The sequence below is a fragment of the Frigoribacterium sp. UYMn621 genome (assembly GCF_040549525.1).
Classification (GTDB): Bacteria; Actinomycetota; Actinomycetes; order Actinomycetales; family Microbacteriaceae; genus Lacisediminihabitans.
In genome coordinates this window covers 68194-93497 of the sequence record NZ_JBEPTM010000001.1, presented here as the reverse complement: position 1 = coordinate 93497, position 25304 = coordinate 68194, and the positions used below count along the sequence as shown (strand labels likewise).

The 25304-nt window shown below is 68.2% G+C and carries 26 protein-coding genes; 13 read left to right on the top strand and 13 right to left on the bottom strand.

The features are described from left to right. Positions 1–109 precede the first annotated feature (109 nt). Genes ABIB54_RS00495 through ABIB54_RS00485 form a run of 3 tightly spaced genes read right to left on the bottom strand, consistent with a single transcriptional unit; the run spans position 110 to position 2749 of the window. A complete protein-coding gene (locus tag ABIB54_RS00495) occupies positions 110–1153 on the bottom strand; it encodes an NAD(P)/FAD-dependent oxidoreductase (protein WP_354573569.1) in 1044 nt (347 codons plus the stop codon). Next, positions 1150–1671 (bottom strand): isoprenylcysteine carboxyl methyltransferase family protein, encoded by a 522-nt coding sequence (locus ABIB54_RS00490; RefSeq protein ID WP_354573568.1) that lies wholly within the window; start codon positions 1669–1671, stop codon positions 1150–1152. The genes ABIB54_RS00495 and ABIB54_RS00490 overlap by 4 nt, the downstream gene beginning before the upstream one ends. Positions 1672–1681: 10 nt before the next feature. Next, positions 1682–2749 carry a type III polyketide synthase gene (locus ABIB54_RS00485; protein WP_354573567.1) on the bottom strand — a complete coding sequence of 356 codons (1068 nt, stop codon included), beginning with the start codon at positions 2747–2749 and terminating at the stop codon, positions 1682–1684. A 94-nt stretch (positions 2750–2843) separates the two neighbouring features. Here ABIB54_RS00485 and ABIB54_RS00480 point away from each other — a divergent pair, with 94 nt between their 5' ends. The 4 genes from ABIB54_RS00480 (at position 2844) to ABIB54_RS00465 (ending at position 7685) form a co-directional block, all read left to right on the top strand. Continuing rightward, positions 2844–3752, top strand: coding sequence for an EamA family transporter (locus ABIB54_RS00480; RefSeq protein ID WP_354573566.1), 909 nt, complete (start codon positions 2844–2846; stop codon positions 3750–3752). A gap of 67 nt (positions 3753–3819) precedes the next feature. Further along, entirely contained in the window at positions 3820–6090 is a 2271-nt protein-coding gene (locus ABIB54_RS00475) for a transglycosylase domain-containing protein (protein ID WP_354573565.1), read from the top strand. 34 nt (positions 6091–6124) lie between these two features. Beyond that, on the top strand, positions 6125–6505 hold the full coding sequence (locus tag ABIB54_RS00470) for a hypothetical protein (protein ID WP_354573564.1): 381 nt from the start codon (positions 6125–6127) through the stop codon (positions 6503–6505). Between the two features lie 10 nt (positions 6506–6515). After that, the gene (locus ABIB54_RS00465) at positions 6516–7685 is read left to right on the top strand and encodes a CaiB/BaiF CoA transferase family protein (RefSeq protein WP_354573563.1); all 1170 of its coding nucleotides are present in this window, start codon (positions 6516–6518) and stop codon (positions 7683–7685) included. Here the strand turns inward: ABIB54_RS00465 and ABIB54_RS00460 are convergent. After that, positions 7666–9120, bottom strand: coding sequence for a PucR family transcriptional regulator ligand-binding domain-containing protein (locus ABIB54_RS00460; protein ID WP_354573562.1), 1455 nt, complete (start codon positions 9118–9120; stop codon positions 7666–7668). The genes ABIB54_RS00465 and ABIB54_RS00460 overlap by 20 nt on opposite strands. Positions 9121–9220: 100 nt before the next feature. On the opposite strand from ABIB54_RS00460, the gene ABIB54_RS00455 reads away from it, so the two are divergent. Genes ABIB54_RS00455 through ABIB54_RS00445 form a run of 3 tightly spaced genes read left to right on the top strand, consistent with a single transcriptional unit; the run spans position 9221 to position 13235 of the window. After that, complete coding sequence (locus tag ABIB54_RS00455; RefSeq protein ID WP_354573561.1) at positions 9221–10573, top strand: aminotransferase class III-fold pyridoxal phosphate-dependent enzyme; 1353 nt, start codon at positions 9221–9223, stop codon at positions 10571–10573. After that, positions 10570–12054: an aldehyde dehydrogenase family protein gene (locus tag ABIB54_RS00450; protein WP_354573560.1), complete on the top strand. Its 1485-nt coding sequence runs from the start codon at positions 10570–10572 to the stop codon at positions 12052–12054. Before ABIB54_RS00455 ends, ABIB54_RS00450 begins: the two co-directional genes overlap by 4 nt. After that, positions 12051–13235 (top strand): acyl-CoA dehydrogenase family protein, encoded by a 1185-nt coding sequence (locus ABIB54_RS00445; protein WP_354573559.1) that lies wholly within the window; start codon positions 12051–12053, stop codon positions 13233–13235. Before ABIB54_RS00450 ends, ABIB54_RS00445 begins: the two co-directional genes overlap by 4 nt. Positions 13236–13242: 7 nt before the next feature. Here the strand turns inward: ABIB54_RS00445 and ABIB54_RS00440 are convergent, their stop codons facing one another. Continuing rightward, positions 13243–13734, bottom strand: coding sequence for an SRPBCC domain-containing protein (locus ABIB54_RS00440; RefSeq protein WP_354573558.1), 492 nt, complete (start codon positions 13732–13734; stop codon positions 13243–13245). Then, on the bottom strand, positions 13731–14078 hold the full coding sequence (locus ABIB54_RS00435) for an ArsR/SmtB family transcription factor (RefSeq protein WP_354573557.1): 348 nt from the start codon (positions 14076–14078) through the stop codon (positions 13731–13733). Before ABIB54_RS00435 ends, ABIB54_RS00440 begins: the two co-directional genes overlap by 4 nt. A gap of 119 nt (positions 14079–14197) precedes the next feature. On the opposite strand from ABIB54_RS00435, the gene ABIB54_RS00430 reads away from it, so the two are divergent. Both ABIB54_RS00430 and ABIB54_RS00425 read left to right on the top strand, forming a co-directional pair. Continuing rightward, the gene (locus tag ABIB54_RS00430) at positions 14198–14638 is read left to right on the top strand and encodes a VOC family protein (protein ID WP_354573556.1); all 441 of its coding nucleotides are present in this window, start codon (positions 14198–14200) and stop codon (positions 14636–14638) included. A 154-nt stretch (positions 14639–14792) separates the two neighbouring features. Next, positions 14793–16979 (top strand): beta-glucosidase, encoded by a 2187-nt coding sequence (locus tag ABIB54_RS00425; protein ID WP_354573555.1) that lies wholly within the window; start codon positions 14793–14795, stop codon positions 16977–16979. A 17-nt stretch (positions 16980–16996) separates the two neighbouring features. Here the strand turns inward: ABIB54_RS00425 and ABIB54_RS00420 are convergent, their stop codons facing one another. Then, a complete protein-coding gene (locus tag ABIB54_RS00420; protein ID WP_502917023.1) occupies positions 16997–18475 on the bottom strand; it encodes an MGDG synthase family glycosyltransferase in 1479 nt (492 codons plus the stop codon). Positions 18476–18481: 6 nt separating this feature from the next. On the opposite strand from ABIB54_RS00420, the gene ABIB54_RS00415 reads away from it, so the two are divergent. The 3 genes from ABIB54_RS00415 to ABIB54_RS00405 all read left to right on the top strand — a co-directional run bounded on the left by ABIB54_RS00415 (position 18482) and on the right by ABIB54_RS00405 (position 19891). Next, positions 18482–18637 carry a hypothetical protein gene (locus ABIB54_RS00415; RefSeq protein WP_354573554.1) on the top strand — a complete coding sequence of 52 codons (156 nt, stop codon included), beginning with the start codon at positions 18482–18484 and terminating at the stop codon, positions 18635–18637. 126 nt (positions 18638–18763) lie between these two features. Further along, positions 18764–19000, top strand: coding sequence for a hypothetical protein (locus ABIB54_RS00410; RefSeq protein WP_354573553.1), 237 nt, complete (start codon positions 18764–18766; stop codon positions 18998–19000). Between the two features lie 45 nt (positions 19001–19045). After that, complete coding sequence (locus ABIB54_RS00405; protein ID WP_354573552.1) at positions 19046–19891, top strand: sigma-70 family RNA polymerase sigma factor; 846 nt, start codon at positions 19046–19048, stop codon at positions 19889–19891. 23 nt (positions 19892–19914) lie between these two features. Here ABIB54_RS00405 and ABIB54_RS00400 read toward each other — a convergent pair whose 3' ends face one another. The 5 genes from ABIB54_RS00400 to ABIB54_RS00380 form a co-directional block, all read right to left on the bottom strand. Then, positions 19915–20556 carry a winged helix-turn-helix transcriptional regulator gene (locus ABIB54_RS00400; protein WP_354573551.1) on the bottom strand — a complete coding sequence of 214 codons (642 nt, stop codon included), beginning with the start codon at positions 20554–20556 and terminating at the stop codon, positions 19915–19917. A 4-nt stretch (positions 20557–20560) separates the two neighbouring features. Beyond that, positions 20561–20995: a VOC family protein gene (locus ABIB54_RS00395; protein WP_354573550.1), complete on the bottom strand. Its 435-nt coding sequence runs from the start codon at positions 20993–20995 to the stop codon at positions 20561–20563. Positions 20996–21100: 105 nt separating this feature from the next. Beyond that, positions 21101–21451 (bottom strand): hypothetical protein, encoded by a 351-nt coding sequence (locus tag ABIB54_RS00390; RefSeq protein WP_354573549.1) that lies wholly within the window; start codon positions 21449–21451, stop codon positions 21101–21103. Between the two features lie 73 nt (positions 21452–21524). Beyond that, the gene (locus ABIB54_RS00385) at positions 21525–22352 is read right to left on the bottom strand and encodes an SDR family NAD(P)-dependent oxidoreductase (protein WP_354573548.1); all 828 of its coding nucleotides are present in this window, start codon (positions 22350–22352) and stop codon (positions 21525–21527) included. A gap of 175 nt (positions 22353–22527) precedes the next feature. Beyond that, positions 22528–22965 (bottom strand): hypothetical protein, encoded by a 438-nt coding sequence (locus ABIB54_RS00380; protein WP_354573547.1) that lies wholly within the window; start codon positions 22963–22965, stop codon positions 22528–22530. Between the two features lie 278 nt (positions 22966–23243). Between ABIB54_RS00380 and ABIB54_RS00375 the strand changes: the two genes are divergently transcribed. After that, positions 23244–23783: a Type 1 glutamine amidotransferase-like domain-containing protein gene (locus ABIB54_RS00375; protein WP_354573546.1), complete on the top strand. Its 540-nt coding sequence runs from the start codon at positions 23244–23246 to the stop codon at positions 23781–23783. A 74-nt stretch (positions 23784–23857) separates the two neighbouring features. On the opposite strand, the gene ABIB54_RS00370 is transcribed toward ABIB54_RS00375, so the two are convergent. Beyond that, positions 23858–25228 (bottom strand): NAD-dependent succinate-semialdehyde dehydrogenase, encoded by a 1371-nt coding sequence (locus tag ABIB54_RS00370; protein WP_354573545.1) that lies wholly within the window; start codon positions 25226–25228, stop codon positions 23858–23860. Between the last annotated feature and the right edge of the window lie 76 nt (positions 25229–25304).

The following is a 25304-nucleotide window of genomic DNA, read 5'->3' as shown; positions in this document are numbered from 1 at the left end:
GTAATTCCGGGCGAATGCGGTCATTCCGGGTCGGCGCGCCGGCCCGCATGGTCCGTGAACGCCCGGTTTCCCGCCGGTGAGCCGATCGTCGACGGGTCCGCCCCGATTGCTACCGCGCGAGCCGATCCACCACCGCGCCGAAGACGCGCGGGAGGGCGGATGCCGCGGGAACGATCGCGCCCCGCAGCGGCGAGTTCGCCGCCGCCACCAACCCGGCGGTGAGCATGCGGAAGTCCCGGGTGCGCCGCATCCAGTCCCGCTCGTAGCCCCTCGGATCATCGCGGGCGATGCTCGCGATCGCGACCTCCGCCTGGGCGAGTCCCACCCGGATGCCCTCTCCCGTGATCGCGTCGACGTATCCGGAGGCATCACCCACGAGGAGTACTCGGCCGTGGGACCTCCGTGTCGTGCTCTGTCGGAACGGCCCAGCTCCGCGAAGCTCGGTCGCCGGTTCGGCGCCAGCGACGAGAGCGGCGAGCGGGCGGATGCCGGCCAGGGCGGCATCGAAGTCGATGCCCTTGCGACCGAGCATCGCGATTCCCACCACTCCGCCGCCCACCGGCGTGACGTAGGCCTCGACGGTCGGCGTCCAGTACACCTCGATCAGCTCGGACTGTGGCTCCACGTGGTAGTGACGGCGCACGCCGTAGCGCCGACCGCGGGCGGCGACCGGTCGCTCGAGACCGGTGAGCCGCCGCACCGTGGAGTGCAGGCCGTCCGCCGCCACGAGATAGCGGGCCCGGATGCCGGCAGCCGTCACCGAGTGCGCGTCCTGCTCGAGGGCATCCACCTTGCCTGCCACCACGACCACCCCGAGGGACCTCGCCCGCTCGGTGAGGGCGCCGTGCAGGGCGGTGCGACGCACGCCGCGTCCGTCGCCGGAGGAGAAGAGGTGATCAACCCGCCGCTCCGCACCACGGGAGGTGGCGCTGCGGTAGCTCACGCCCCGCAACGCGAACCCCGGCGGATCGACGCCGAGTCGCGCGAGCGCGGGCAGCGCCCCGGGCATCAGACCCTCTCCGCAGGCCTTGTCGATCGCGCCCCCGCGCGGTTCGACGAGAGTCACGGTGAGCCCGCGCAGACGTGCCTCGATCGCGGTCGCGAGCCCCACCGGCCCGCCGCCCACCACGAGCACGTCCGCATCCACGGTCATGCCACCGCGTCCAGTGCCGTGAGTGCCCGCTCTTCTGTGGGGATGCGGAATCCGAAGAGCAGGATCGCGTTCAGCACGGTGAACACCAGCGCGGTCACCCAGGCGGTGTGCACGAGCGGCAGCGCGATCCCCTCGGCAATCACGACAACGTAGTTGGGGTGGGTGAGGAATCGGTACGGTCCGCCGGTGACCCGCCCGAGCCCCGGAACCACGATCACCCGCGCATTCCACTGCCGGCCGAGCGTGCCGATGCACCAGTAACGCAGGCCCTGGCAGGCGAGCGCAATCGCCAGCATCGGCCAGCCGAGCAGGGGCAGGAAGGGACGATCGGCGAAGAACACCTCGGCGAGACAGGCGAGCAGCATGCCAGTGTGCAGCACGACCATGAAGGGGTAGTGTCGCTGGCCGTATTCACGGCCTCCGCGCTCGAAGGCCCACGCCGCATGCCGGTTGGAGAGCACGACCTCGACGATGCGTTCGGCACCGGTGGCGAGAATCAGCACGGTGAACCAGATCATGCCGGCCCACTCACGATGGCCACCGCAGCAGCACCAGCTCGGCGCTGACTCCCGGGCCGAGGGCGAACAGCGCCCCGTGGGATCCGGGACTGTGGTCGCCGGCGAGTTCCTCGGCCAGGATGTGCAGCACGGAGACGGAAGAGAGGTTGCCGACCGCAGCCAGCGACCGCCAGCTGTTGTCGAATACCCCATCCGGCAGGCCGAGCGACGACTGGAACTGCTCGAGCACCCGGGGACCTCCGGGATGGGCGATCCAGGTCTCGATGTCGTCGATGTCCAGGTCGTTGTCACCGAGAAAACCGGTGACGTCCCGGCCGAAGTTCGCCTCGATCACGTCGGACACCTGGGCGGTGAGGATGATGCGGAAGCCGGTCTCACTCGCGGTGAATCCGATCACGGACTCGGTGTCGGGGTAGAGCGCGCTGCGGGTGTCCACCACGTCGGGCCCGGTCACGGGCATCCGCTTCGCTCGATCGTCTCCGACCATGACGACCGCTGCCGCTCCGTCGCCGAACAGCCCGGTCGCCACGAGATTGGCCGTGGAGTCGTCATCGCGCTGGAAGGTGAGCGAACAGAGTTCGACGGCGACGAGCACCGCGACACCGTCCGGATGCCCGGCAAGGTAGTCGGTGACGCGCGCGATGCCTGCCGCCCCGGCCACGCAGCCGAGCCCGTACATCGGCACTCGCTTGAGGTCGGAGCGGAGGCCGAGACGGGCGACGAGGATCGCGTCGATCGAGGGGGCGGAGATGCCGGTGACGGAGGTGAACATGAGGTAGTCGACGTCGGCGGCCTCGAGCCCCGCCGCCGCGAGCGCATTCCGCAGCGCCTCTTCTGCCAGGTCGGCCGCGACCTCGATGAACATGTCGTTGGTCTGGGTGAAGGTGCTGCTGTCCCGGTAGCGCTCGATCGGCATCACCAGGTGACGCGTGTCCACATGGCTGCCGGCGTGGAGCCGGCGAAGGACGGCCTGCTTCTTCGGATCCGATGTCACCATGGGCGCGATCGTGTCCGTGATCGCGGACTGCGCGTACACGTTGCCCGGCAACGCGGGGGCGACGGCGACTATTCGGGCCATTCGGTGACGCTAACACTGTTGGGTGCCAGTTCGGCTGTGGCGGGGAAGGGCTTGACAGTGAACCGAAGTCGCTGATCGGCCCTACCGTTGGAGCATGACCACCACCGCCGCCCGTGCCGCCGCGCGCCCCTTCGGCGCCGTGGGACTCGTGGTCGCCGGACTCATCTGCCAGGAGGTCGGGGCCTCATTCGCGGTGCTGCTCTTCCCCTCGGTGGGAGCGATCGGGATGGTCTCTCTGCGGCTCGCGTTCTCGGCGATGGTGCTGCTCGCCATCGCGCGCCCGCGACTGCGTGGTCACGGTCGGAATCACTGGCTCACCGTCATCGCCTTCGGCCTCGCGCTCGCCCTGATGAACGCCCTCTTCTACGAGGCACTCGCCCGGGTGCCCCTCGGTGCCACCATCACCATCGAGGTGCTCGGACCGCTCGTTCTCTCTGTGGTGATGAGCCGCCGGGCCTCGAGCTGGCTGTGGGCGGTGCTCGCCTTCGCCGGTGTCGTGATCCTCAGCCGGGGCAGCTTCGGCGACCTGGATCCGGTGGGCGTCGCCTTCGCGTTCGGCGCGGCCGCCATGTGGGCGGCATACATCCTGCTCTCCGCCCGCACGGGAGCGCGGTTCCCCCGCCTCGACGGACTCGCCATCGCGATGACCGTCGGCGCCATCGTGACGGTGCCGTTCGGCATCGCGACAGCCGGGCCGGTGATCTTCCAGCCGGGCATCCTGCTGCTCGGGGCGGCCGTCGCGCTGCTGTCCTCGACCATCCCGTACACGCTCGAACTCGTGGCACTGCGCCGTCTGCCATCGGCGACCTTCTCGATCCTGATGAGCCTCTCCCCCGCGATCGCGACGACCGCGGGTTTCCTGATCCTCGGCCAGACCTTCACCGGGGTGGCTTTCCTCGCGATCGGCCTCGTCATCGCGGCGAGCATCGGCGCGGTGCTCTCGGCGTCGCGGGCGGCCCGCGGCCGGTTCCCCGATGCGGGCATCGGAGAGCCGCTCAGCTGACCGGCTTTCGTTCAGGATGCCGGGGTATTGTGAACGTCCCCCCGACCGCAGAATCGAGAGGGCGATCGTGTCTGAACCGAAGCCCACCGGCCTGTTGCGCTCGATCCTCGGACTCCTGGGTTTCAGCGCGCTCGCCGCCGTGCTCGTCGTCGCGCTCACAGCACCGGCGATCGTCGCGACAAGCCGGGTCACGAACAACGCCGTCGGCCTGTTCGAGAATCTGCCGGATTACGTCAAGATCGGCAACCAGTCCCAGCGCAATATCCTCTACGGTCTCCGCGGCGGGGAACAGGTGCCCTTCGCCCAGGTCTACGACCAGAATCGCCAGGAAGTGGCGTGGGATGCGGTGTCCCCCTTCGCGAAGGACGCCCTGGTCGCAGCCGAAGACGTGCGGTTCTATTCGCACGGCGGCGTCGACGTTGCGGGAATCGCGCGGGCCGCGGTCAACAACCTCACCGGCAAAGACCTGCAGGGAGCATCGAGCATCGAGCAGCAGCTCGTGAAGCAGCTGGCGATCCAGGATGCGGTCGCCAGCTACACCGACCCGAAGAAGCTCGAAGCCGCCAAGGCGAAGGCTCAGGCGAACACCCTCGATCGCAAGCTCAAGGAGGCCAAGCTCGCCATCGGCCTCGAGAAGAACTACACGAAGCACCAGATCCTGCTCGCTTACCTCAACATCGCCGGGTTCGGTGGCAACACCTACGGCATCGAGGCGGCGGCGGAACAGTACTACTCCACGACCGCCGCGAACCTCACTCTCGCTCAGGCCGCCAGTCTCATCGCCGTCGTACAGCAGCCGCCCCTGCGCAACCCGGGTTCGCAAGCGAACTGGGAGCGCAACACGTCCCGTCGCGACGTCATCCTCGGCACCATGCTCAGCGAGAAGATGATCACCCCGGCGCAGTACGCCGAGGCGATCGCGACGCCGGTGGATGCGACGACGGTGAAGATCAGTTCGCCCAAGAACGGATGCACCTACGCCTCGGCCGCCAAGGCGTTCTGTGACTATGTGATCAAGAACGTGAAGAACCTCCCCGGCCTCGGCGAATCCGCCGACGACCGACGCGAAGCCTGGCGTCGCGGCGGAAACGCCGTCTACACCACCATCGACCTCGACCAACAGGAGAATGCCGAAAGGGATCTCGCCCTGCGCACACCCGCGAGCGAGACCCGCTTCAGATTGGGAAGCGCGGTATCCACGGTGCAGGTGGGCACCGGCCGAATCCTGATCATGGCGCAGAACAAGGGATTCGACGACACCGGTCAAGGCGACCCGAACCAGACCACCGCGATCAACTTCAATACCGACAAGGAGTACGGCGGATCATCCGGCTTCCCCGTCGGATCCACGTGGAAACTCTTCACCCTCATCGACTGGCTGCAGAACGGGCACGGCATCCAGGACACGGTCAACGCCAACATCCAGACCTATCCCGCCCGGTCCAAGTCGTTCCCGGCCAGATGCGACGGCGGCTACGCCTATCTTCCCGAGAGCTACACACCGAAGAACGACAGCGGCAGGAGCGAGGGCCAGATGAGTGTACTGAGCGCCACGAAGGGCTCGGTCAATGCGGCATTCATCAACATGGCATCGAAACTCGACCTCTGCGACATCCGCGATGTGGCGGTATCGATGGGCGTGCACAACGCCGACAATTCCGAACTCGCCCACGTGCCGGCATCCATTCTCGGCACCAACACTCCGTCGCCGCTCACGATGGCCAACGCCTACGCGACCGTGGCGAGCGGCGGCAAGCTCTGCCAGCCGATCGCCGTGGACAAGATCGTGGGTCCGGATGGCACGGAGCTGCCTGGCCAGGCGCAGAGCTGTAGCCAGGTGCTGACCCCCGAGGTGGCCGCCGCTGCGGCCTACGACCTGCAGGGTCCGTTGCAGCCCGGGGGCACCGGTTCGATCGCGAATCCGCGCGATGGCACACCGCTCTTCGGCAAGACCGGAACCGCCGAGGCGCTGCACAGCTACATGGTCGCCTCCAGCACCCAGACGACGACCGCGCTGTGGATCGGCAACATCGAGGGCAGCCAGAACATGCGGCGCATCTCGATCGGCGGGATCCTGGCATCCAATCTGCGCACCTATGTGATGAAGCCGATTCTGGCCGCGCTCAATGCGAGTGCTGTCTACGGCAAGGGCGGCGCATTCATGGAACCGACGGGAACGCTGCTGCGCAGCTACACGTATCGCGCACCGACGCCGAGCCCCGCTCCCTCGTCCCCGCCCACGACGGGCACCGGCAACGGCACCGGCAGCGGTCCCGGCAACGGATTCGGTGCGGGAAACGGAAATGGCAATGGCGGTGGGGGCAACCGCAAGCCCTGACCCGCGGCCGGAACCCAGGCGCTAGTGTCGCTTCATGGACCAAAGCTCATGGACTGTCAACGGCGGATGGGTCGTCCTCGCCCTCGTGAATGCCGGCCTCGCCGAACAGAAGAATCGGTCGCGGCTCACCTGGTTCCTGGTGTCGCTGTTCATCGGCCCGCTCGCCACCTTCCTCATCGTCGTGTGGCAGCGCGCCCCGGTGGATCCGATCGAGCCCCTGCACCCCTTCACCGACCGCCGGGATCGCTGGCTCGTGCTGGGTGCGCTCGCACTCCTGGTCACACTCTTTCTGGCTTTCTTCGCGGTCGTCGGCGCGAATTGGTATGCGGGAGCAGGCGCTCTTGTGTCCTTTGCGCTCGGCCTGTGGGCTCTCTTCCTCTACGGCCGTGAGGCCGCTGTTGCACGGCGCGAGTAACCTCGCACCGATGACCATGCCAACACCCGAGGCGCCCCTCGCCGGAATCCTCGTCGCCGACTTCTCGCGCGTTCTCGCCGGGCCGCTCGCCACCATGACCCTCGCCGACCTCGGTGCCCGGGTCATCAAAGTGGAGCGACCGGATGTCGGCGATGACACCCGGTCGTGGGGCCCCCCGTTCTCCGCCACCGGCTCCACCTATTTCGAGAGCGTCAATCGCAACAAGGAGTCGGTCTGTCTCGAGCTCACCGATTCTCGGGACCTCGAGCTCGCCCGGGAGTTGATCGACCGCGCCGACGTGGTGGTCGAGAACTTCAAACCCGGCGGAATGGAGAGGCTGGGCCTCGACTACCACACGGTGCGGAAATCGAACCCGGGGATCGTGTACGCCTCGATCACGGGCTTCGGCAGCACCGGCGGCCGTGACCTGCTCGGCTACGACTTCGTGGTGCAGGCGCTCGGTGGCCTCATGAGCATCACCGGGGAGGCGGATGGCGAAGCGGTGAAGGCCGGGGTCGCCCTGGTCGACGTCCTGACGGCGAAGGATGCCGTCGCGGGCATCCTCGCGGCACTCTTTCGCCGCCAGTCGACCGGCCTCGGCGCCCTCCTCGAACTGAACCTGCTGTCGAGCCTGCAGGGGTCACTGGCCAATCAGGCCCAGGCCTATCTCGGCGCGGGAGTGATCCCGGTGCGCCTCGGCAACACTCATCCGTCCATCGCTCCCTACGAGACTCTCGACTGCGGGGATGGCCCCATCGCCGTCGCCTGCGGCAACGACGGCCAGTTCCGCCGTCTCGCCGAGGTGCTCGGCGCGGCATCGCTGGCCGGGGATCCGCGCTTTCTCACGAACGCGCTTCGGGTCGCGAATCGCGCAGCGCTGGTGCCGCTGCTCGAAGAGCGGCTTCACACCACGGGAGCCGCGGAGTGGCAGCGCCGTCTGACCGAGGTCGGAGTGCCGGCGGGGCGCGTCGGCACGATCGCGGACGGTCTCGAACTCGCGTCGTCCCTCGGGCTCGAGCCGACCATCGAGGTCGTCGACGCATCCGGGGCCACCGTCGCGACGCAGGTGCGCCACCCGATCACCTGGACCCCGCCGCTCCCCCACCGCACTGCCGCCCCTCCGCTCCTGGGCGAGCAGGATGCCGCGGTTCGCGACTGGCTCACCGAGCCCGTGAGCTGAGCGCCTCACCGCGAAGGGCGATCCACAGGGTGGCGGCGACGTCGGGATCGGCGAGATCCACCCCGAGCAGATCCGTCGCCACGGCGATCCGGTGACGCACGGAATTGCGGTGGATGCCGAGCTCGCGCGCCGCGGCCTCCCACTGCCCCCGGTGGGCGAGATAGCTCCGCACCGTGCGGCGCAGGTCACCGCGCGGCTGCCGCGCGAGCAGCTCAACCCAGGCATCGCCCCGTGTCTCGGGGGATCCGGTGGCACCGACCAGCGTGCCGAAAGCGGCCGCACGGCAGGCGGACAGCACCGCGGTGACTCTGACGCCGACAGAGCTGAGCGGCAGTGACGAGCTGAGTGAGGCGGCGACACCGGCCGCGACCGGGCCGGCCTCGTGATCCGGACCCTCCGGAAGAATGACGATCGCCAGCCCTCCGATCTCCGCACGCAGCGTGGACTCCGGCAGGCCGAGCGACCCGATCGTCGCATCGAGCTCCCGAGCGTCCAGGGGCACCTCTGACCGCACCGCGAGCAGTCTCGCGAATTCGCCGATCGGTGCGAGCCCGGCCTGCTCGGCGACAAGTCGCGCCGCATCCACGTGGCCGGCGAGGATGAGCGTGGCGACGCTGCGCCCGAGCGCCACGCCCACCCGGGACGAATCCTGCGCGCGCTGGGCGGTGAGGGAGAGCAGCATGCACGACGTGAGAATCAGCTGACGGTCGGCTTTGCGCAGGCCGCGCCCCGCCCCGACGGCCAGGAAGCCGACGGTGCGCGGACCGACGGTGATCGAGTGCTCGACGACATCCGTGCCGTTCACCGGAAAAGTGGCGGCCGAATAGGTGCCGACGAGATCGAAGCGAGCGGATTCGACGCGCAGTTGCGGCACGACCTCGGCGGCCGTCGCCGGCCAGATCGTCTCGACGCCGCCGTCGGCCGGCAGATAGGCCGCCCAACCCCCCAGCCCCCTGGCGAGCACGGTGACGATGCCTTCGACGGCATCGTTCCGGGTTGCCGCCCGCGCCAGGGCCGTCTGAAGCCCAAGGCGCGAGGCCAGGTCCGCCTGCTCAGACCTGCCGACCAGCTGCCAGAATCCGCGAGAGATGTGCAGGAATGGCACCGCCTCCGGCACGAGCAGCAGATCAAAGGATGCCTCTGCGCAGGCCGCGACGAGCTCGGGATCCACCCGGTCGGTGCCCGCTCCCAGGCCGAGGGCGAGAGCGGCGACACCCTTTGCGGCGAGCCGCTCAACGTAGTCGCGAATCGCCTGGGCACCGCCATGCAGCGGGATCCCCGTGGTGAGCAGCAGCTCACCGCCCTCGAGATAGGGAGTGGGATCGGCCAGCTCCGAGATGTGCACGCCCGTGAGCTGCTGGCGTCCGATCGGCCCGGGGGCGGCGGGTCGGAGGTCGCCGCCGAGCCGCTCGCACAACTGCTCCAGTGTGACCATGTGCGAACCCTCCGAACTCGTGGCCAGTTTATCTAAATCAGTTCGGAACTTAGTCGATTCATCCAATGACGGGTCTTCCTCACAGGAATATCGTGGCCCCATGGCCACTCCTCTCCCGTCCGTGCCCCAGTCCCGTCACATCGCCCACTCGATTCCCGGGCCGCGATCCCGGGAGTTGCAGGAGCAACGCGACGGCCAGGTGACGAGTGCGTTCGGCACCGCCCTGCCGGTCTTCATCGACCGCGCCGAGGGCGGCATCCTGCAGGATGTCGACGGCAACCGCATCATCGACTTCGCCTCGGGGATCGCCGTCACGAGTGTCGGAGCGACGAACCACTTCGTTCAGGCGCAGGTCGCCGCGCAGCTCGATCGCTTCACCCATACCTGTTTCATGGTCACCGAGTACGAGGGATTCACCGAGGTCTGTCGCTGGCTGAATGAGCACACGCCCGGAACCTTCGACAAGCGCACCGCCCTGTTCTCCACCGGCGCGGAGGCCGTGGAAAACGCCATCAAGATCGCGCGAACCTCAACGGGTCGCCCGAACGTGCTGGTCTTCGACGAGGCGTACCACGGTCGCTCCCTTCTCACCATGGCGATGACGGCGAAGGAGAAGCCGTACAAGCAGGGCTTCGGGCCCTTTCCCGAGCAGATCTTCCGCGCGCCGAATGCGGCACCCCTCCGCTGGCCGAGCGGTGCCGAGAACGCCGCAGCCGAAGCGCTCGCCGCCGTCGAGGCGATCCTCGCCGAAAACGGGCCAGAGACCTTCGCCGCCATGGTCATCGAACCGATCCAGGGCGAGGGCGGCTTCCTCGTTCCGGCCGAGGGTTTCCTTGCCGGGTTGCGGGCGATCGCGGATGCCCACGGCATCGTCTTCGTCATGGACGAGATCCAGGCCGGCATGGGCCGCACCGGCACCCTCTTCGCCAGTGAGAGCGAGGGCGTCGTCGCCGACCTGATCATCACCGCGAAGGCTCTCGGTGGCGGTCTTCCGCTCTCGGCAGTGACGGGTCGAACGGAGCTCTTGAACGCGGTGCCCAGCGGCGGCCTCGGCGGCACCTATGCCGGCAACCCGCTCGCCTGCGCTGCCGCGCTCGGGGTCTTCGAGGCCTTCGCGGACGGATCGCTCCTCGCCAACGCGGCTGCCATCGAGAGCATCTCGCGTTCCCACCTCGAACCACTCCTCGACTCCGTGCCCGTCGTGGCCGAAGTGCGGGGCCGTGGTGCGATGCTCGCCGTGGAATTCGCCGACCCCGGCACCCTCGCGCCCCGCCCGGATGTCGCCAAGGCGGTCGCCGCCGCCTGTCATGCCGCGGGAGTGCTCGTGCTGGTCTGCGGCACCTTCGGCAACGTCATCCGCCTGCTCCCCCCTCTGGTCATCGGCACCGAACTGCTCGAGGACGGCCTGAGGGTGCTCACCGCCGCCATCGAAGAGCAGGGCGCCGCGGCATGACGCCGGCGGCGACCGCGGAGGACGCCAGCTTCGACCCCCACACCGGCGAGCGCACCGGCGCGGTACCGCACTCGACACCAGAGGACGTCTCCCGCATCCTGCACCGCGCGAACGGCGCGGCCCCCGCGCTGGCGAACCTCAGTCCGGCGACCCGCGAGGGCTGGCTCGCCGCCGCCGCCGCCGCTGTGCTCGCGGCCTCCGCTGAACTCGTCGACCTCGCCCGGTCCGAGACCGGGCTCGGGCTCGCCCGCCTCGAGGGCGAACTGGCACGCATGGCCGCGAGCGCCCGGTTCTACGGCTCGGTGGCCCGCGAGGGAAGCTACCTCGCCGTGAGCCGCGACGAGCTCGATGGCGAATCCACGATCGTGCGCGGGAACGTGCCCGTCGGCGTGGTCGGCGTCTTCGGCGCAAGCAACTTCCCCTTCGGTTTCGGCATCTTCGGGCACGATGTGGCGAGCGCCCTGGCGGCGGGCTGCCCGGTGGTGGTGAAGGCGCACCCCGCTCATCCGCGGCTCAGTGTGCGCCTCGGCCAGATGGTGCGGGATGCGCTGGCCGCCGCCGGCGCCCCCGAGGGCAGCTTCGACGTCGTGGTCGGCTTCGACTCGGGCCTTCAGCTCGTCGACTCCCCCCTCGTTCGCGCGGTGGCGTTCACCGGCAGCCAGCAGGCGGGCATGGCGCTCGTCGAGCGCGGCGCTCGTCGCGGCATCCCCGTCTTCGCGGAAATGGGCACGGTCAACCCGGTGTTCGTCACTCCCGCGGCTGCCACCGACCGCGACGCGATAGCCCAGGGGTTCGTCGACTCCTTCACACTGGGCGCCGGGCAGTTCTGTACCAAGCCCGGCCTCATCCTCGTGCCGGCCGGTCACGGCTTCGTCGAATCGATCTCCGCATCCGTCGCCCGAGTCGCCGCGGCGCCTCTCCTCACCGCCGGAATCGCCGCCGCCTACCGCCGCGGTCTCGCCGAGCTCGACCCCCACACCACTCCAGAACCGCAGCCCGCCGGTTACGAGGTCACTCCGCGAGTGATCTCCGTATCCCTCGACGAGCTCGCGCCCGGCTCCCGACTGCTCGACGAGTGCTTCGGCCCGGTCGCCCTCGTCGCTGAATACGACACCGTAGCCGACGCCCTCGCCGCCCTCGATCGCCTCCAGCCCTCGCTCGCCGGCTCGGTGTTCAGCGGCGCAGATGGTGATGAGGATGCCGTGTCCGCCATCGCGCAGCTCGCCCAGCGGGTGGGGCGCGTGGCCGTCAACGCCTGGCCAACCGGAGTGGCCACGACCTGGTCGCAACAGCACGGCGGACCCTGGCCCGCGACCTCCCGCCCGGATGCGACGAGCGTCGGCGCCGCCGGTCTCGCCCGGTTCGTGCGCCCGGTGAGCCTGCAGAACGCGACATCCATCCAGCTTCCGCTCATGCTGCAGCCGCAGAATCCGTGGAACCTGCCCCGTCGCCTGAATGGGCGACTGGTACCGTGCGAATGACCCCGACCGAAGGAACCCCCGTGCCCGAGACCTCCGACCTCATCGACGTCGACTCGCTGCTCAGCGACTCGGAACTCGAGTTGCGCAGCACGGTGCGAGCCTTCGTCGACGCGGAGATCAAGCCACACATCGCCGGCTGGTACGACGCCGCGGTGTTCCCCACCGAGATCATCCCGCGCCTCGCGGAGCTCGGCCTGCTGGGCATGCATCTCAGCGGCTACGGCTGCCCGGGCCGCTCAGCGGTCGAGTACGGCATCGCAGCCCTCGAACTGGAGGCCGGCGACTCTGGCCTTCGCACCTTTGTGAGCGTTCAAGGATCGCTCGCGATGACAGCGATCCACAGGCACGGCTCTGAGGAGCAGAAGCAGGAATGGCTGCCGCGCCTGGCAGCGGGCACGGCCATCGGATGCTTCGGGCTCACCGAACCAACTGCGGGCTCAGACCCCGGCAGCATGACGACGTTCGCCCGGCGCGACGGGGACGACTGGGTGATCAACGGCACCAAACGCTGGATCGGTCTCGCCTCGATCGCCGACATCGCCGTGATCTGGGCGATGACGGATGACGGCATCCGGGGCTTCCTCGTTCCCACCGGCACGACCGGGTTCACCGCGACCGTCATCCCCCAGAAACTGTCGATGCGGGCCTCCATCCAGTGCGAGATCGAACTCGCGGAGGTGCGCATTCCCGCCTCGGCCATGCTGCCGAAGGCGAAGGGACTGCGCGGTCCCTTCGAGTGCCTCAACGAGGCCCGGTACGGCATCATCTGGGGGGTCATGGGCGCGGCCCGCGACAGCTACCTCGCCGCTCTCGACTACTCGAAGCAGCGGCTCCAGTTCGGCAAACCACTCGCCGGCTACCAGCTCACGCAGGAGAAGCTCGTGAACATGGCCCTCGAGATCAACAAGGGAACCCTGCTGGCGCTTCAGCTCGGTCGCCTGAAGGATGCCGGAACGCTGCAGCCGCACCAGATCTCGATCGGCAAGCTCAACAACTGCCGCGAGGCCATCCAGATCGCGCGGGATGCCCGTGCCATGCTCGGCGGCAACGGCATCACCCTCGACTACTCGCCGCTCCGCCATGCCAACAACCTCGAGAGCGTGCGCACCTACGAGGGCACGGACGAAGTGCACACCCTCGTGATCGGTAACCACATCACCGGGATCCCGGCGTTCCGCTGATAACGCCTCAGGCCGGGGCGTGCTCCAGCACGGCATCCAGGCGTTCGAAGTCCTCGTCCATTCCGGAATCCATTCCAGACGCGAGCATCGCGTCGCACGCTTCCTTCGACGTGTAGGTGGAGGTCACCTCCAGTGCGCTGGAATCGTCTCCGAGCGTGACGAAGCGCAGCGTCTCGAGGGTTGCGCCGGGCTCGCCCTCATACTCCCAGGTGTGCACGATGAGACCCGGAGTGACGAGATGGTACGAGCCTCGAAATGCCCAACTGCCCGATGCGGACTCCACGACGTAGCGGAACGCACCCCCCGAGGTCGCATCGAAACGCTCGATGCGCACGGTCGTGCCGCGGGGCCCCATCCACCGAGAGAACAGATCCGCCTCGGTGTGGGCACGCTGCACCTTCTCGGCCGATGCCGCGAACTCCCGGCGGTGAAAGATGCTCTGCTCGCCAATTCGCGAGTGGGCAGTGAGTCCCGGCTGGCGGATGTCGTGCGTGTTCATGGTCTCTCCTCTGGGGTTTCGGTCGAATCGCTCAGTGTGTCGAGCAGGTCATCGAGGCGCGCATAGCGCTGCTCGAGGCGGTCTCGTCGTGATTCCATCCACGTGAGCGCCTCCTCGAGCGGCTCGAGAACCAGTTGGACCCTCCGTGTGCGTCCCTCCCGCCGACGCGTGAGCAAGCCGGCGCGTTCGAGCACATCGAGATGCTGCGAGACGGCCTGGAAGGAGATCTCGAAGAGCGCGACGAGTTCGCCGACCGTCGCATCCGAGCTCGCCAACCGGTCGACGATCGTCGATCTGATCGGATCACCGATGGCGGCGAAAGTCTGAGTCACAGTGGGGGTCACAGGGTCAATTATTCAACTAAACGATTGAATGTCAAGGGGAGGCGAGCCGGATGGCTCGAGGGAGCGGGAGCGGGCACCCTCACCAGACGGTTGTCGGAGCCCTCTGGCAGGCTGGGGTGATGATGAAGGACGTGCAGATCACCTTTGATTGCGCTGATCCCGGCGCGTTGGCGCTCTTCTGGGCCGAAGCGCTCGGGTACGAGGTGCAACCGCCGCCGCCCGGGTTCGAGTCGTGGGAGGCGGCCCTCGCCGCATTCGGCGTTCCGCCCGAGCAGTGGAACTCGCGCTCGGCGATCGTTGCGGCCGAGGGATCCCGCCCCCGGGTGTTCTTCCAACGCGTTCCCGAGGCAAAGGTCGCCAAGAATCGGGTACACCTCGATATTCGCGCGGCACCGGGGCTCGAGGGCGACGAACGCATGATCACCCTCGAGATCGAGGCCGATCGCCTCGCAGCGCTCGGTGCGACTCGCGCCTATCGGGTGGAGCCGGACAGCGCGACGGGGGAATCCGGATTCATCACGATGCGCGACCCGGAGGGCAACGAGTTCTGCCTCGATTAGCGCACCCGCGAGCCCGGCACCACGAGCGCGCGCAACGCAATGCCCTTGTCGCCGTGTGTGTGGAGCTCGGTCGCAGGGTGAAGAATCGAATCATGGGATGGTCGCGGGGCATCGGGAGAGTTCGCGGAAGTAGTGCAGCGTCGGCGACCGATGGATGGAACCGGTGAGGGCTGAGCGCACCGCGTACGGCGATGCCGTCCGAGCGGTGAGGGCGGGCGAGCTCGACCCGGATGATGCCGCGGACCGACTGATCGACCGGATGACGGTGAGAGAAGTGCTCGGGCTGCTCGACGGGGACTCCCCGCGCCGGCTGTTGCCCTTCATCCCGGTGCTGCTCGGCCGCCGACCGTTCGTTGCCGGTGCGGTGCCGCGGCTCGGCATCCCGGGCATCCGTTTCAGTGACGGCGCGCGCGGCGTTGTGATCGGCGCCTCCACGGCCTTCCCCGTGACAATGGCGCGGGCCGCGACCTGGGATCCGGAGCTCGAGGAGCGAGTCGGCCTCGCGATCGGCCTGGAGACCCGGGCACGGGGCGCGAACTATGCCGCCTCCGTGTGCGTCAACCTCCTCCGTCACCCCGCGTGGGGCCGGGCGCAGGAGTGTTACGGAGAGGATCCGGTGCTCACCGGCCGGATGGGATCCGCGATGACCCGGGGTCTCCGCGTGAACGTGATGGCGTGCGTGAAGCACTTCGCGCTCAACTCGATGGAGAACGAGCGCTTCGAGGTCGACGTGTCGGTCGACGACCACGCCCTTCACGAGGTGTACCTGCCGCACTTCAAGGCGGTGCTGGATGCCGGAGCCGACTCGGTGATGAGTGCCTACAACCGGGTGCGGGGCGAATACATGGACGTCAACGGTGCCCTGCTCACCGGTGTCCTACGGCACGAGTGGGGATTCCCGGGGTTCGTGACGAGCGACTGGGTGTTCGGCACCCATGATGCGGTCGCCAGCCTGGAAGCGGGGATGGACGTGGAGATGCCATTGCGGCTGCTGCGCGCCCGTGCCCTTCCGGTGGCGCTGCGATCGGGTGCCCTGTCCCGCGCGACCGTCCAGCAGTCCGCACGCCGCATCCTGCGCACCACGGTGTTGCATGCCGCGACCCGCGAGATGGCGGAGCCCAGTGCCGCCCTCATCGCCTCCCCGGCCCACCGGGACCTCGCCTACCGGGTCGCCGCGGAGTCGATCGTGCTGCTCAAGAACGAGGCGGCGGGAACGGCACCACTGCTGCCCCTGGATCCCGGCATCCGCAATCTCGCCGTGATCGGCCGACTGGCAGCAGAGGCGAACCTCGGCGATCATGGCTCGTCCCGCGTGCGCCCTCCCACGACGGTCTCCCCGCTGCGGGGCCTGCGGGAGGCGCTTCCGGGGGTGAAGATCACCACCGACTCCGGCACGGACTCACTCTCCGCCGCAGCGGTGGCCGCGGCTGCGGAGACGGTCGTCCTCGTCGTCGGTCTCGACCAGCACGACGAGGGAGAGTCCGTCGTCACCGGCGGCGTGGATGTGGGCGTGCTCGGTCGGGCCTTCGGCTCAGGCCCCCTCCGTCGGCTCTTCATAGGTCTCGCGCACCTGGCGTCCCACTTCGTGAGAGGGGGCGATCGCAGTTCGCTCGATCTTCGGCCGAACGACATCCGCCTCATCCGCGATGTCGTCGCCGCCAACCCCCGCACCATCGTCGTGCTGATCGGGGGAAGTGCGATCCTCACCGCGACCTGGCAGGATCGCGTGCCGGCGCTCCTCCTCGCCTGGTACGGCGGGATGGAAGGGGGGCACGCCCTCGCGAGTGTGCTGACCGGCACCCTGGAGCCGGGCGGGCGCCTGCCGTTCGTCGTGCCGACGGATCTCGCGCACCTCCCGGCCTTCGACAGCGCGGCGAAGTCCGTCGTCTATGACGACCGGTGGGGTCAGCGCCTGCTCGACGAGGAGGGTCATGCCGCCGGCTTCCCGCTCGGCTTCGGCTTGGGCTACACGACGATCGAACATCGGCTTCTCGACCACAGCTTCGACGACACGGGAGGAACGGCGCAGGTGCTCGTCACCAACACCGGCGACCGCGCTGGGTCGACCGTCGTGCAGATCTATGCCGCGGACGTCTCACTTCGCAGGCCCGTCGCTCAGTTGCTGGGTTTCCAGAAGGTCACGCTGCCGCCGGGTGCGGAGACGACGGTGAGCGTCGAGCTGGATGCCGGACCGACGCTGCAACGCGATCCGGAGACTCACCGGTGGTCGGCCCGCCCCGGCGACTGGGCCGTTCTCGCCGCCCAGCACAGCCCGGGCGGCTGGGAGGGCGCACGCCCGCTGCGCCGAGCCGCCGTTCAGGACGCCGCCGAGACCGGATGACCGGGGCGGCGCCGGCATCAACCGGCCGGCGTGCCCTCGGCACGGGCGGGAGTAACCGCCGCGAGCCCTTCCACGCGCACCGCGAGTGAATCGTCGTGGCGCAGCACGCTGCGGAGCAACCGCCGAGCCTCCCATCGGAACGACACTCGGGTATCGTCGCGCCGAAGCACCAGGTTTCCCGCGGGGTCGGCGTACCGCTTCTGCAGGTCGACGAGCTCCTCGGCCTGCATCAGCGAGACCGTGCTGTCGGTGGCCCGGTCGATCAGGCGCACCAGGGAGGTCGGTCCCGTCAGGTCGCTGGCGATCTGACGCTGCTCGCTCGCGGCGAGGATCGTCTTCTGCGCGGCGCGCGTCACGATCAAGGGACGGGATGGCCCGGAGAGCAGGCCGCTCAGCACCTCGGTGGCCGCGTCGGGACGGCCGATCCGCCGCGCCGCCGCCTGCATCCGCTCGAGCCGCCCCGGCTCTCGCAGCAGCTCATCGATCTTCCAACCGATGGTGGCGGTGGAATTGCAGCGCACCGCTGCCCCCTGCTCCATCAGGTAGTCCCCGTTGCGGACCTCCTGCCCCGGGATGGGGTTCACGAGCACCATGGGAAGCCCGGCGGCCATGCACTCCGATGCCGACAGCCCGCCCGGTTTGCCAACGAACAGGTCGGCGCGGCTCAACAGCTGCGGCATCTCCGCCGTGTATCCGAGCACGCGGTAGCGGTCGCCGGCTGGCGCGACGAGCTGCTCGATGCGCTGCCGCAGCCCATCGTTTCGTCCACACACGATCGTTGCTGTGAACGGGGAACGGATGTGCAGTGTCTGCCGCACCACCGCGACGGCGTAGTCGCCGCCGGCCGCACCAGCGGAGATCAGCAGCATCGGCGATGCCTCGGGGTCGCGTTCCGGCACCGGTTGCGGTTGAGCCGCGATCGGGATGCCGGTGACGGCGACGCGGTCGGGGGGCAGGCCGAGGGAGGTGAGCTGCACCCTCCCCTCCTCCCTCGCGACGAAGAGCGCATGGAAGGCACTCGTCAGCCACAGGCCCTGGAAGTCGTAATCCGTCGTGACGATGGCGGTCTTCGCATCGATCGTGCCGCGGAGCAGCAACGAGGCCAGCAACTGGGCCGGCAAGAAGTGGGTGCTGACGATCGCGGTCGGTCGGAACTTCTTGATAGCAGCGACCACCGGAAGTGCGTTCGCCCGGGTCCAGGGGTCGATCGGGCCGCGCCGACGGAACGGCGGATCGCTGATGTCGTAGGCCCACTCGACCAGCCACGGCAGGTTCTCCACGAGAACGAAGTAGCCCTTCCCCAACAGGTCGCGATATAGCACGCTGCTTTCCTGCAGCACGTCGAGCACCCGCACTTCGGCGACATCGTCGCGTGCGAGGCACGCCTGTTGCACTGCCGCCGCCGCGCTGTTGTGCCCCGATCCCACCCCGGCGGAGAGGATCAGCACGCGCTCTCCTCCCACGGTGGTGGAGCCCTCGGCCGACATGCTGCGCATGAAGCGATGCTAGCTCGCCCCACCTGCGCCGGGTCGACCGGTCGCAGAGCGACGTTCAGCGTGCTCCTGTTGTGGCTGTTGTCACCGCTCGGGTACTTCATCATCGGCTACGGCCGATCCGGATTCCGGGGGAAGCTCGCGGAGGCTGCCACGACCCTCTGACCAGAGGCCGCGCGACTCGGCGTGCCCGAATCCGCCCTCCGGTCACACTTCGCCCTCCCGAATCGTCATCTAGGTAGGGGCTGCACTCCGCAACCCCGCGCAAACGAACGAATGGGAACTACACCGATGAAAACCATGACCTGTCGCCAGCTGGGCGGCCCGTGTGATCATCAGCTGAGCGCAGAGACCGCCGACCAGGTCATCACAGACCAGGACCGCCATCTCAAGCAGGCGGTGATGGATGGCGACCGCACCCATGAGCAGGCGCGCGAGGCCATGAAGAATCGCTGGAAGCATCCGAAGCAGTCGATGGACTGGTATTCCGGCACCAAGAAGGCGTTCGCCGCCCTGCCAGAGGACTAGGTTGAGCCTCGACCCTGCCGCAGACCGATGAGGATGGGGACCATCGTGGACCAGACCGACGAGTTCGAGCACCATCGACCCCGGTTGCTGAGGGTCGCCGGGCGGGTGCTCGGTGATCCCCACGAAGCGGAGGATGTCGTGCAGACCGCGTGGCTGCGGATGAATGCGGCCGACGGCGACATCGACAACCTCGCGGGGTGGTTGACGACGGTGACGACCCGCCTGTGTCTGGATCGACTGCGCGCCCGAGTGCCGCGGCCCGAAGCGCTGGTCGAGGCCGCCGAGACCACACTCGACGCGTCAGAGCAGATGGCTCTCGCCGAGACCGTCGGGGTTGCGCTGCAGGTGCTTCTCGATCGGCTGACTCCCTCCGAGCGCGTCGCCTTCGTGCTGCACGACAATTTCGGATTTCCCTTCGCCACGATCGCGGAGATCCTGGGGCAGACTCCGGCGGCCTCCCGCAAGCTGGCCTCCCGGGCGCGCAGCAAGCTGTCGCTGTCGACGACCCCGGTGGAGCGCCCGGACGGGCACGCCGACTGGCAGGTGGTGGACGCCTTCCTGGCCGCGGCCCGGAACGGCGAATTCGCCCGCTTGCTCGAGCTCCTCGCCCCGGACGTCATTGTGCGCGGCGATCCCGCGGCGATAGCGCTGGGAACCCCCGAACACATCGAGGGGAGAGAGCCGGTCGCGACGTTCTTCACGGGCGCGGCGAAGGCCGCCTTTCCCGTCTATGTCGCGGAGCGAGCGGCGGCGGCCTGGATCCATCTCGGCGAACCGAAGGTCGTCTTCGACTTCAGCATCGATAGCGGGCAGGTCACGCGCATCGACTTCCGAGCGGACCCGGCAGTCCTGGCCGGGGTGCAGCGTCGCTCAGGCCAGCAGCGAGTGTGACCGGCAGGCGGTGACCCTCGGGCTCAGGCGGCCAGATGGAACGTGGTCGCAAAGCGGTCGAGCAGCTCCCCTCGGCCGCGCAGCACCTCGACCACACCCGTCTGGATCGCGCGATGCGGGCTCAGCTCACCGGAGATGAGCCGACGGATGTCCGGTCCGGCGCAGAAGGCGAGGTCGGCTACCCCGTCCCCGCGGCTCACGTCGAGGGCGGATCCGCGCACCCGGATCAGCAACTCCGCAGCACCGAGTCGCGCCGAGTAGGCGGTCGACGGCAGGTCCGCCGCCACCTCGGATCGGAAGGCGGTGCGCAGATCCATCGTCATCGAATCGGGGGTGATGATCTGCTCCTCCCGCGGATCACCCAGGGTCTTGTAACCCCAGGCGCCGAGAGCGAGCACGACGGGCTCCAACTCGTGGCCGTACGGCGTGAGCTCATAGACGATGACTCGGGAGTGGGGCACCCGGCGCAGGATGCCGGCCGCCTGCAGCTCCTTGAGTCGCGCCGCGAGGATGTTGCTCGGGATGCGCGGGAGCCCCGCAGCGAGCTCGCCATACCGGCGCGGCCCGACAAGCAGGTCGCGAACGATGAGCAGCGCCCAGCGTTCGCCCACGAGCTCCAACGCTTGGGTAATGCCGCCGTATTGCCCGTAGTCACGCGCGGCCATGCCCTCAGCCCTGCTGGCCGAGGGCGGCCTCGGGGCCTTGTGCGGCGGCGACCGGATCCATCCACCCGAAGTCGATGGAATTCCCGTCGGGATCGTTTACCCCCCGCTGGTACATGAAGCCGTAGTCCGAGGCCGGGCGGGGTTCCGATCCGCCCGCAGCGAGTCCGTCCGTGACGGCCGTATCGACTGCCTCCCGGCTGTCGACGAAGATCGCGACGGATGCCGTGGGGCTCACCGCCGGATCACCGATCGCGAGGTCGGTGAAGGTCTGGAAGTACTCGCGCACGTGGATCATGATGTAGCTGTGGTCCTCCTCGACGACGACGCAGGCCGCGTTGTGATCGGTGAAGAGCGGGTTGATGGTGAATCCGATCGCGGTGTAGAACGCCTTCGCGCGCTCCAGGTCGGTCACCGGCAGGTTGACGAACATCGTGGGCATCATGGTCTCCCTCGCTGGGTCCCGTCTTCGGGGTGAGGCAACACTTGCAAAAAACAAGTGCTCTGTCAATGGCCATCCCCGGCGACTGGCCCCGCCCCGCCCCGCCTACCGAGCGGGCCCGAGCAGCACGGCGAGCATCGCCGCCGTCCCACCGACGATGAACATCATGGTTCCGAGTTGCATGGTGCGGCTCTTGTTCCGACCGGCGGTCGGAACATCCACCTCCAGCACCGGGCATCCAGACCACCCGATCATTCCGATGGACAGTGCGACGACCGCGGCCCCGACCCACCACAACACCGACAGACCTGGGGCCAGCACCGCGGGGCGCCATCCGCTGCCCAGCAGCAATCCCAGGGTCACGGCCGACGCACCGACCGCGACGGCGAACCACGCGGTGCCCGTCCACATGATGCGTTTGAGAGTACTTTCGGGTGTCATCAGTTCGTGCGTCACCAATTCATCATCATCCCGAAACACGATTTCGGGTATGCCTTGACGCGGGTGGGTCGTCTCGTTACACCCGAGTTCAGATGCTGCGGTGGTCTCGCACGGCGAGCTCGAGCGCGTCGAGGTTCGGGGCGATCGAGGCATCGACGGCCAGGGGATCGGTGAGGTTGAGCTGTTGCATCGCCCGGCGACTCTCCGGCGCGGTGTTGATCTCGTGCTCGCCGGCCTCCAGTGCCGCGATGACATCCGTGATGACGTCCTCGAGGGAGCGACGCTCCCAGCCGAGTTCTGCTCCGGCGCTCTGCGAGGTCATCATCGCCGTGTCGGTTGCGCCGGGATAGACGGTGGCGACATGCAGGCCGCTGCCGAACACCTCCCGCCGAAGTGATTCGCCGAACTGCGCGATTCCGGCCTTGGTGGCCGCATAGACGGAGTAGAACGGCATGCCGACGAGCGCAATGCCGCTGGCGATATTGAGCAGGATGCTGCCACGGTCCGCGCCGGAGCGTCGAAGTGCGGGAAGCAATGCCTTGGTCAGGAGAATCGGGGTGGTGAGGTTCAGGTCGATCATCGAATGAACGTCCGCATCACTGGTCAGTTCGAGCCTTCCGGCACGCACATTCCCCGCATTGTTGACGAGCAGATCGACGACGCTCCACGACGCGACCGCCTCCGCGACGCGATCCACGGCACCCTCCCGGGTGAGGTCTTCGACCAGGATGTCGGCGGTTCCGCCCTCGGTGGCCACCATCCGCGCCGTTTCTGCGAGCGTCTGCTCCTGCCTGCCGACGAGAAGCAGATGGCCCCCGCGTCGACCGAATTCGAGCGCGAGAGCGCGTCCGATTCCTTGGCCTGCGCCCGTGATGATTCCGTTGCGGTCGGTGAGGTCCAGGTTGGTGCGTTCCATCAGCAGACTTCTTTCCTTGGGTTCCCCGCGGATCACCGCGACCGGAGCTTTCCGATCACCGTCGCGAGGTCTCTCCAAGACAACGGTAAACATCGAGCGGAATTCCCCGATGTCCCCGTTTCGTCGGGAGGCCGAAGGGGACCTCGGCCACCGTCCCGCCCAGTGTCTCCGCTGCCTACCGACGGCCGTTATTGACCTTGTGCGGATTGGCGAACAGCGCCGCGCTGGCATCCATCGGTCCCCCGTGCCCCTGACCGATCTGGGGAACCCCGCTATCGGGCTGGAACACGAATCCCGAGTCTGGTTTACCGGTCGAGCTGTAGCTGCTCTGCAGTCGCGAGAGCCTGCGAGTGGACCACGCGATGCCGCCGATGCCGAGAAGCAGGAGTGCCGACCCTGACACGATCAGGAGGACGGAACCCTCTGGCTCGGTGTTCCCGAGCCCGAACAGGCCTCGAGGCCAGAGCAAAAGCGAACCACCAACGAGAACGACACCCATCAGGAGGGTGAGGCGTGCGGCCATCCGCCGCCGCAGTCTGGCGTTGTCCGCCGCGGCCAGCAGAGTCGCGCGGGATCCCTCGTTCTCCGCGTCACCCGGGCGAGCACCTCTCATGTCCTCACACTATGCCGAGAAACCCGCCAGGCGCAGGAAAAGGGGCGGTGCTGTTTCGGAGCCGGGGCATCCGTGGTCCCTCCCGCGATCCCCGGGTCGGATGCCGCGGGAGATCACCAGGGCGGCCCGACCCGCAGCCGGTCGTGAGCGCCATGGATGTCTGGCGCCCGAAACCCTAGGCTGACGGAGATCGGGCACTCCTGCGCGGTGAACACAGGGGCGAATGCCGGATCCGTTGCAGATGCTGCATCCCGACGGCCCAATACGGTCACCCCTGGGTGGGGCCTGGAGTCACGGCATGGGAGTTCATCTCCGGCAGGTCCGAGAATCACCTGGTCGACCTCGGCTGGAAGTCCGTCGGGGTGCTCGAGCTGACGGCCCCGCCGAGCCTTGACGAAAGCCGCTGGAAGCCGCTGGTTCGCGAGACGGATGGCCTTCTCGTTGCCGGCGGTGACGCCCTCTACCTGTCTCACTGGATGCGGCAGTCGGGGCTGGCCGAGATGCTCCCGTCGTTGAGCAGGATGGTTTGGGTGGGGCTCAGCGCCGGCAGCATGGTGATGACTCCACGCATCGGCACAGAGTTTGTCGGCTGGCAACCACCAAACGGAGACGACACCACCCTGGGGGTTGTCGACTTCTCGATCTGCCCGCATCTGACCACGGGTGAACTGCCGGGCAACTCGATGGCAGCGGCGGAAAAATGGGCCGCAGGGATGGGTCGCTCGTGCTCTGCGATCGATGACCAGACCGCGATAACGGTCGTCGATGATTCCGTCGGTGTCGTATCCGAGGGGCACTGGCGACACTTCTCGCCTTAGGATCGGGCGCGACCGCACCCGAGACCGGCCCTCGCCGGGGAGGTGCTGCGGCCCCGGTGGCGTCTCCTCGGTCGCTACTTGAGGATGCGGATCATCTTGCGGTTCACGAACTCTTCGATGCCGAAGCGCCCGAGCTCGCGGCCGAACCCGCTGCGCTTGATGCCTCCGAAGGGCAGTTCCGGGCTGTCGAGCCCCACGCCGTTGACGAAGACCATGCCGGCCTCGATCTGGTCGGCGACGCGCAGCACCTGCTCGGAGTCCGTTGAGAAGAGGTACGAACCGAGCCCGAACGGGGTGTCATTCGCCAGAGTGACGGCCGCGGCCTCATCCGGCACGCTGTAGACGATGGCGACCGGGCCGAAGAACTCCTCGTGGTGGGCGTCCATCTGCGCCGTGACGCCGGTGAGCACCACCGACGGGAAGTAGGTGCCGCTGCGCTCGCCCCGAGCGACGACGGTCGCGCCCTGGGCGATCGCCCGCTCGACCTGCTCGTCGAGGCGGTCTGCGGCGAGCGCGGACGACAGCGGGCCGAGCACCGTGCCATCCGCCATCGGGTCCGACGGAGTGGGCTGGGTGAGCTTCGCGGTGAAGCGGGCGAGGAAGTCCTCGTACAGGTCGCCGAGCACGACGAACCGCTTGGCCGCGTTGCAGGCCTGACCGTTGTTATCGATGCGGCCGGAGACGGCAGCATCGACCGTTGCATCCATGTCGTCGGTGCTGAGCAGGATGAACGGGTCCGACCCGCCGAGCTCGAGGACGACCTTCTTCAGGTTGCGGCCTGCCACCTCGGCGACAGCCGCCCCGGCGCGCTCCGAACCGGTGAGGGAGACCCCGACGAGGCGCGGATCCGCGATCAGCTCGGCGATCTGCTCATTGGACGCGTAGATGTTGACGTAAGCGCCCTCGGGGAACCCGGCGTCGTGGAAGATCTGCTCGATGGCGGCCGCCGATTCCGGGCACTGCCCCGCGTGCTTCAGCAGGATGGTGTTGCCGAGCACCAGGTTCGGGCCGGCGAAGCGGGCCACCTGGTAGTAGGGGAAGTTCCACGGCATGATGCCGAGAAGCGCGCCGAGGGATGACCGGCGCACGAACGCGCTGCCCTCACCGTCGAGAAGATCGATCTGCTCGTCGGCGAGGAACTTCTCGCCGTTCTCGGCGTAGTAGGAGTAGATCGCTCCGCTGAAATCGACCTCGCCGAGAGCCTGGTCGAGCGGCTTGCCCATCTCGCGCACGATGATCTCGGCGAGCGCCTCCCGACGCTCGACATGGAGTTCGGCGACCCTCTGCACGAGAGCCGTGCGCTCGGCAAGGGTGCTCGTGCGCGACCAGGTGCGGTGCGCCGTGTCGGCGGAACCGAGGGCGGCATCCAACTCGGCATCGGTCGCCGGCGGGAAGACGGCTCCCTGTGCTCCGGTGGCGGGATTGGTGACGACGTACTCGCTCATGAGTGCTCCTCGATCTGTGTTCGCGGCCGGCCCGTGCACCACATCGTGCACCACATCGGGCTAACGAAACCTAAGA